We start from the raw sequence: 7,090 nt of genomic DNA on the forward strand, positions 1-7,090 counted from the left end.
CGAGCTGTTCGTCCCCGGCTCGACCACCTACGACGCCGAGCTCATCGCCTCCTTCGAGCCCGACCTCATCGTGGCGACCTACCCGAACCACACGATGACGCAGGAGGAGTACGACCTCCTGACCGGCATTGCACCCGTCGTCACCCGCCCCGCCACGACTTCGGAGGGCGAGGAGACCTTCGAGTGGGGCGTCAGCCTCGCCGACGAGCTCACGCTACTCGCCCAGGCCACCGGCACCACGGACAAGGCTGAGGAGGTTCTCGCCGACATCGACGCGATGTTCGCCGAGGTCCGCGAGGCGCACCCCGAGTGGGAGGGCCTCACCTCGCAGGTGGGCGGCTTCTACGAGGGCCAGACCTTCGTCTACGCCGCCACCGACACCCGCAACCAGTTCCTCGCGAACGTGGGCCTCGACGTCGCGTCGATCGAGGGCACCGAGGAGGGCTGGTTCCAGATCAGCGCGGAGCAGCTCGACGTGCTCGGCGAGCTCGACTCGATCGTGTGGCAGGTTGCCACGACGCCCGACGCCCGCGGCGAGCTCGAGGGCCTGTCGCTGTTCCCGTCGCTGAACGTGACCGAGGTGGGCGGCAACATCTGGCTGTCCGACCCGATCCTCGAGGGCGCGTTCTTCGCGAACTCGCCGTCGTCGATCGCGTACGCGATCGACGCGTTCGTGCCGATGCTCGAGGCCGCGCTCGACGGCGACCCGGCGACCGAGGTCGTCGAGTTCTCGTCGGCCAGCTGACACTGAAGTGACGGCCTGGTGAGGGCCGATGCGCGCGCAACCCGCGCATCGGCCCTCACCACCCGCTTTCCCCACCACCGTCTGGAGACACCATGACCGACTCGTTCCGCGTCACCGTCGCGGGCGCCGAGCAGATCAGCCCGAACCTGCGTCGCGTCACCCTCACCGGGGACGCTCTTCAGGAATGGGAGTCGACCGCGAAGGCCGACGAGTTCGTCCACGTCCACATCCCCGGCGAGGACCCGGCCGAGGGCTGGGAGGACGACCACGACATCGCCCGCCACTACACGATCCGCCGGTGGAACCCCGAGGTGCCCAGCCTCGAGCTCGACATCGTCACGCACGGCCACGGCCGGGGTGCCACGTGGGCCCGCGAGGCCCAGCCCGGCGACGTGGTCGCGGTCAGCGACGCGCATGGGTACTACAGCCCGCCCGAGGCCTCGACCCGGCGCCTGCTGATCGCGGACGCGACCGGGCTGCCCGCCGTCGCCCGCATCCTCGAGGAGGCTGGCCCGGAGGAGACCTTTGACGTCCTCATCGAGCTCATCTCGATGGACGACGCCATCGCGCTGCCGTCCCCCGCCACCGTGAACGTGGAGTGGCGCGTGTCCGGCAACGGGCGCGGACCCTGCGCTCTCGTGAGCTGCATGCGCTCGATGACCGTGCCCGACGGCGACGTCTACGTGTGGGTCGCGTGCGAGTCCGCGGAGTCCCGCCGCGCCCGGACCTTCATCCGCGCGGAGTGGACCCGCCACCACACGCTCTACCGCATCGTGGGCTACTGGCACGTCGACGCTGAGGAGCAGCTGCGCAAGTGGAACGCGCTCACGCCTGAGCAGCAGGCGAAGTACGCGGCCATCTGGGACGAATCCCGGCCCGATGAGGTCAACTGGCTCGAGCTCGAGCCCTACCTCCAGGAGCTGGGGCTGTAGCTCTCCCCTCCCGCTCCCCCTGCCGAGCGAAATGGATCCATTTCGCTCGCCTAAGCGCCTAGGCGAGCGCGAATCAACCGCCAGGACGACGGAAGGGCCGATGCGGTGGTCACCACCGCATCGGCCCTGCTGTCTGTCTGGGGTCCGGACTAGAGGTCCAGGCGCTCCAGCATGTCGGTGACGAGCGCCGCGACAGCCGAGCGCTCGGAGCGCTCGAGCGTCACGTGCGCGAACAGCGGGTGGCCCTTGAGTGCCTCGATGACCGCGGCGATGCCGTCGTGACGACCCACCCGCAGATTGTCGCGCTGCGCGACGTCGTGCGTGAGGATCACGCGCGAGTCCTGGCCGATGCGGCTCAGCATGGTGAGCAGCACGTTCCGCTCGAGCGACTGCGCCTCGTCGACGATCACGAACGCGTCGTGGAGCGAGCGGCCGCGGATGTGCGTGAGCGGCAGCACCTCGAGCATGCCCCGCGCCATGACCTCCTCGACCACCTCGGAGGACACCATCGCGCCCAGGGTGTCGAAGACCGCCTGCGCCCACGGATTCATCTTCTCGGACTCGTTGCCGGGCAGATATCCCAGGTCCTGGCCGCCCACGGCGTACAGCGGTCGGAACACCATGATCTTCTTGTGCTGACGTCGCTCCATGACGGCCTCGAGGCCGGCGCACAGCGCGAGCGCGGACTTGCCGGTACCGGCACGGCCGCCCATCGAGACGATGCCCACTGTCTCGTCGAGCAGCAGGTCGATCGCGATGCGCTGCTCAGCCGAGCGGCCGTGGACGCCGAAGACCTCCTGGTCGCCGCGGACCAGACGGATCTGTCCGTCATCGGTGACGCGACCGAGCGCGCCGCCCCGGGCCGAGTGGATCACCAGGCCGGTGTGGACGGGCAGGTTCGCGAGGTCCTCGCCGCAGTCCGCCGGGGCGGGTGCAGGAGCGTGCTCGTTCTCGTAGAGCGCGGACATCTGCTCGTCCGTGAGCTGGATCTCGCGCATGCCGGTCCAGCCGGACTCGACGGCCAGCTCGGCGCGGTACTCCTCCGCCTCGATGCCCAGGGCGGAGGCCTTCACGCGCATCGGCAGGTCCTTCGAGACCACCGTGACGGCGTGGCCCTCGGCCTTGAGGTTGGCGGCCACCGCGAGGATCCGCGTGTCGTTGTCGCCCAGGCGGAAGCCGCTCGGGAGCACGTCCTGGTCCGTGTGATTGAGCTCGACGCGGATGGTGCCGCCCGTCTCGTTCGCGACCACCGGCTCGTCGAGCTTGCCGTGCTTGCCCCTGAACTCGTCCAGCGTGCGCAGCGCTGACCTCGCGAAGTACCCCAGCTCCGGGTGGTGGCGCTTGGCCTCGAGCTCGGTGATCACCACCACCGGCAGCACGACGGCGTGCTCGGCGAACCTCTTCAGGGCCCTCGGGTCGGACAGCAGCACGGACGTGTCGAGCACGAATGTGCGCAACTCCGTCGCCGTCGCGGCGTTGATCGAGGGGGTGGTGTCGGGCTGGATGGTGGTCACAGGCGCTCCCAGCGGTTCAGGCCGCAGGGCGCCGAACGCCCTACGGCGATCGGTTAGTTCGGTCCCGGGTGGGTCCGACTCACGGTGGTTACCACGATCCCGACGGTACGCCCGGCCCGGGCGGTGGCCGCGCGACACGCCGCGCGTCACATGTTCGTCATGTGCCCTCGCTGTCGGGTGTGTCACACCTGCGTCGAACGGAACACGCCGACGCGACGCGCCGATGCGCGGGCTGGGCCGGAGGTGCCCGGGCGGTTTCCACTGGCGCCTGGGCCCGCGTGCGTGAGAACCGCCCCCGCGGTGCATGTTTCACTGACGAAGCACGTGCCGGTCAGTGATTCTGGGCGCGGAGCAGCGGTTACCTGGGTGCACAGCCCCCAGCATGGGGCCGATGCGCGGGCTGGGCCGGCCGGCTCAGCGCCCGTGGCGCCGCTCACGCTGGGAGAACGCGCGCAGCGCTCGCAGGAAGTCCACGTGGCGGAAGTCCGGCCAGTACGCGTCGCAGAAGTAGAACTCCGAATGCGCGGACTGCCACATGAGGAAGCCCGACAGCCGCTGCTCGCCAGACGTGCGGATCACCAGGTCGGGGTCGGGCTGGCCCTTCGTGTACAGGTGCTCGGCGATGTGCTCGACGGACACCGTCTCCGCGAGCTCCTCGAGGGACTTGCCCAGCGCGACGCCGTCGCGCAGCACCGCACGCACGGCATCGGCGATCTCGTGCCGCCCGCCGTACCCGACGGCGATGTTCACGTGAAGCCCGCTGTTCCCCGACGTCCGCTCGACGGCCGCTCCCAACCGAGCGGCCGCATCGGCTGGCAGCAGGTCCACCGCTCCCACATGCTGCAGCTTCCAGCGGCCGTCGTCCGCGAGCTGCTCGACCGCGCCGCAGATGATCTCGAGCAGGGCGTCCAGTTCCGCGGGATCGCGCTCGAGGTTGTCGGTGGACAGCATCCAGAGCGTCACGACCTTGACGCCGGCCTCATCGGACCAGCCCAGGACCTCGGAGATCTTGTCCGCTCCGCGCTGGTGGCCGTGCGCGGCGGAGGTGCCGGAGGCGCGGGCCCAGCGACGGTTGCCGTCGAGGATCACGCCGATGTGCTGAGGCGTGTCACCCTCGGTGCGCAGGGTGCGGGCGATCTGACGCTCGTACGGCCCGTAGAGCAGGCTCCGCAGTCCCATCGACGTCCCTTCGCTCCGCAGACCGATCGATGACTACGGTACTCGCGGCACGTAACCTACGGTAACGTAGGTTCATGGCCGAGAACCTCCCCGTCCCCGGTAAGCCGCTGATGCGCGGCTGGTTGCACCTCGGTGCGGCTCCCCTCGCCCTGGTCGCCGGCATGGTGCTCGTGGTGTTCGCCCCCACGCTCGCCGGCCGCGTCTCGACCGGCATCTTCACGCTGACCGCGGTCATGCTCTTCGGCACCTCGGCGGTGTATCACCGCGGCGACTGGTCGTCGCGCACGGCAGCCGTGCTGAGGCGCATGGATCACGCCAACATCTTCCTCATCATCGCCGGCACGTACACGCCGCTCACCGTGATGCTGCTCGACGGCACCACGCGAGCCGTGGTCCTGGCCGTCGTGTGGGGCGGCGCGATCATCGGGCTCCTGCTGCGCGTCTTCTGGCTAGGAGCGCCGCGCTGGGCCTATGTCCCGCTGTACCTGGCGCTCGGGTGGGTCGCGATCGGCTTCATCGGGCCGTTCTACCGCGCGGGCGGCGCGGCCGTGGTGACACTGATCATCGTGGGCGGCCTGTGCTACACCGTCGGCGCGATCATCTACGGCACCAAGTGGCCGCGCGGCTCCGAGCGGTACTTCGGCTTCCACGAGATCTTCCACGCGCTCACCATCGCGGGCTTCCTGTGCCACTACGTGGCGATCGCGCTGGTGGTCTTCACGGTCTCGTAGCGCTAGCGCGTCCCGCCGCCGCTCAGGAGCGCCGATGCGCGGGCTGAGTCTCGCGCCGGCCGTCGGGCACTCGTGGGCGGATGCCCGCAGCGTCCCGCAGACTCCCCCGTACGAAGCGAAGCGGCGGACATTGCTGGCGATCACCCACACGGTTCCGTCGGGATCTCGCCAGCACCGCTACCGGGCAGTGCCTCCGTGGCCGTCGTCGTCGCGGCCCTCGTCCCCCTGCTCGCCGTCAGCGGGCTCGTCCGTGCCGCCCTCGCCCGCCGTCGCATCGGCGGTGCTCACGGCCACCGCATCGGCCGACGCCTCGCCCTCCGGGGGGTGCGTGCGGACCTTGCGCAGGTGCTTGGACAGGGAGCGGAACAGCAGGATCGCGCCGACGACCACGGCGAACGTCGCCACGAACGCCAAGAAGCCCGGCCCACCACTGAAGTCCGCCACGTCCTGTCCCCTTTCTGACCTGATCTATCCTGCCTCATTGTGAGCTCCCCTCAGGACGTGCCCGAGAACGAGGCCGCCGACGCGCGCCCCCGGCTGTCGCGCCGCGGCTGGATCCTGGTCATCGCGGGCCTCACGGTGCTGACTGCCATTGCCGCCTGGGTGGGCTGGCAGATGGCGAGCCAGCCCGCCCGGTGGGCAGACGTCGGCTTCCAGGTGATCTCCCCGACGGAGGCGGAGATCACGTTCGATGTGTACCTCTACACCGACGATCCCGTGGTGTGCCATGTGCAGGCGCTCACGGTCCAATTCGCCGAGGTGGGGGTGGGCCAGGTGACCGTGGACCCCGCGGACGGCGCGGAACAGCGCATCACCCTCGACATCCCGACCGTGGAGCAGGCCACCGCCGCGACCGTGCGCGGCTGTGGTCCGGAGTAGCGCACACGGCGAGCCGGCCCGAGCGACCGGCCGGGGTGACGCGCCGCGGAATTCACACCTCCGGCGGGGGGCTTGCTACCCTGGCATATTCTGTCCGGCAAGGAGGGACACGTGACTGAGACCACCAGCACCTGGCTGACCCAGGAGGCGTACGACCGCCTGCAGCAGGAGTACGACCACCTGAAGGGCGAGGGCCGCGCCGCCATCGCCAAGGAGATCGACGAGCGCCGCCAGGAGGGCGACCTCAAGGAGAACGGCGGCTACCACGCCGCGCGCGAGGAGCAGGCGAAGCAGGAGGCCCGCATCCAGCAGCTGCACCACATCCTTGAGACTGCGACCGTGGGCGAAGCGACGGACTCCGCGGAGATCGCCTCCGGCACCGTGGTCACCGCCGAGGTCATGGGTCGCGAGATGAAGTTCCTCGTGGGCTCGCGCGAGGTCGCGGGCGGCACGGACCTGGACGTCTTCAGCGCACAGTCGCCCTTGGGCGCCGCGCTCATCGGCAAGAAGCCCGGCGACGAGACCAGCTACACCGCGCCCAACGGCAACGACATCGCCGTCAAGGTGATCGCCGCGGAGCCGTTCACCGGCTGACGCTCCTTGCGGACGGGCGCCTCTTGTGCGTGAGGCGGTCCGATCCCGTCACGCGCGTCGCAGCAGCACGCCCACCTCGCCGTGCGCGGTGTGCGGGAACATGTCGAACAGCCGCGCCTCGACCGCACGGTAGGCCGGCATCCACGCGAGATCCCGAGCGAGAGTGTCCGCATTGCAGCTCGAGTACACGATGGTGTCAGCGCCTGACGCGTCGACGGTCTGCGACAGCTGCTGACCCAGCCCGCGCCTGGGCGGGTTGACCACGACCGCCTGGGGCGCATCGGCCTGGCGGGCGGCCCACGCCACGGCGTCGTCGGCGATGAAGTCCATCGTCGCCATCTCCTCGCGCCCTTGGGCGCGCAGCTCGTCGCGGGTCCGCAGCGCGGACGCGACCGCCTGCTCGCTGGTCTCCACGCCGGTCACCACGCGCCCGGGTGCGCAGGCGTGCAGGGCGAAGCCGCCCACGCCGCAATAGAGGTCCCACAGGCTCGCCGGCTCGACATCGGCGATCCACGC

The 7,090-nt window shown here is 70.1% G+C and carries 8 protein-coding genes and 1 pseudogene; 5 read left to right on the forward strand and 4 right to left on the reverse strand.

Translation table 11 applies throughout. From position 1 onward, the window contains the following. Together QZ483_RS11620 and QZ483_RS11625 are read left to right on the forward strand one after the other, a co-directional pair. The coding region (locus QZ483_RS11620; protein WP_297084155.1) for an ABC transporter substrate-binding protein at positions 1–745 on the forward strand (745 nt) is incomplete at its 5' end. Between the two features lie 92 nt (positions 746–837). Continuing rightward, a complete protein-coding gene (locus tag QZ483_RS11625; protein WP_297084157.1) occupies positions 838–1,677 on the forward strand; it encodes a siderophore-interacting protein in 840 nt (279 codons plus the stop codon). Between the two features lie 149 nt (positions 1,678–1,826). On the opposite strand, the gene QZ483_RS11630 is transcribed toward QZ483_RS11625, so the two are convergent. Together QZ483_RS11630 and QZ483_RS11635 are read right to left on the reverse strand one after the other, a co-directional pair. Further along, positions 1,827–3,182 (reverse strand): PhoH family protein, encoded by a 1,356-nt coding sequence (locus tag QZ483_RS11630; RefSeq protein WP_297084170.1) that lies wholly within the window; start codon positions 3,180–3,182, stop codon positions 1,827–1,829. Between the two features lie 423 nt (positions 3,183–3,605). After that, positions 3,606–4,370 carry an isoprenyl transferase gene (locus QZ483_RS11635; protein ID WP_297084159.1) on the reverse strand — a complete coding sequence of 255 codons (765 nt, stop codon included), beginning with the start codon at positions 4,368–4,370 and terminating at the stop codon, positions 3,606–3,608. Positions 4,371–4,444: 74 nt separating this feature from the next. On the opposite strand from QZ483_RS11635, the gene QZ483_RS11640 reads away from it, so the two are divergent. Continuing rightward, complete coding sequence (locus tag QZ483_RS11640; RefSeq protein WP_297084161.1) at positions 4,445–5,101, forward strand: hemolysin III family protein; 657 nt, start codon at positions 4,445–4,447, stop codon at positions 5,099–5,101. Between the two features lie 177 nt (positions 5,102–5,278). Here QZ483_RS11640 and QZ483_RS11645 read toward each other — a convergent pair whose 3' ends face one another. After that, positions 5,279–5,545 (reverse strand): hypothetical protein, encoded by a 267-nt coding sequence (locus QZ483_RS11645; protein ID WP_297084163.1) that lies wholly within the window; start codon positions 5,543–5,545, stop codon positions 5,279–5,281. A 57-nt stretch (positions 5,546–5,602) separates the two neighbouring features. On the opposite strand from QZ483_RS11645, the gene QZ483_RS11650 reads away from it, so the two are divergent. After that, positions 5,603–5,980, forward strand: coding sequence for a DUF4307 domain-containing protein (locus tag QZ483_RS11650; protein WP_297084166.1), 378 nt, complete (start codon positions 5,603–5,605; stop codon positions 5,978–5,980). A 111-nt stretch (positions 5,981–6,091) separates the two neighbouring features. Next, positions 6,092–6,574 carry a transcription elongation factor GreA gene (gene greA, locus QZ483_RS11655; RefSeq protein WP_297084168.1) on the forward strand — a complete coding sequence of 161 codons (483 nt, stop codon included), beginning with the start codon at positions 6,092–6,094 and terminating at the stop codon, positions 6,572–6,574. 48 nt (positions 6,575–6,622) lie between these two features. Here the strand turns inward: greA and QZ483_RS11660 are convergent. After that, positions 6,623–7,090 (reverse strand): annotated as a pseudogene (locus tag QZ483_RS11660) (23S rRNA (uracil(747)-C(5))-methyltransferase); the annotation flags it as partial.

Origin of the sequence: uncultured Demequina sp. (assembly GCF_913055775.1) — a bacterium.
Taxonomy (GTDB): Bacteria; Actinomycetota; Actinomycetes; order Actinomycetales; family Demequinaceae; genus Demequina.

Excerpts from the sequence above, each read along its gene's own strand:
- QZ483_RS11625 (WP_297084157.1), top strand. The coding sequence starts at position 838 with ATGACCGACTCGTTCCGCGTCACCGTCGCGGGCGCCGAGCAGATCAGC.
- QZ483_RS11635 (WP_297084159.1), bottom strand. The coding sequence starts at position 4,370 with ATGGGACTGCGGAGCCTGCTCTACGGGCCGTACGAGCGTCAGATCGCC.
- QZ483_RS11640 (WP_297084161.1), top strand. The coding sequence starts at position 4,445 with ATGGCCGAGAACCTCCCCGTCCCCGGTAAGCCGCTGATGCGCGGCTGG.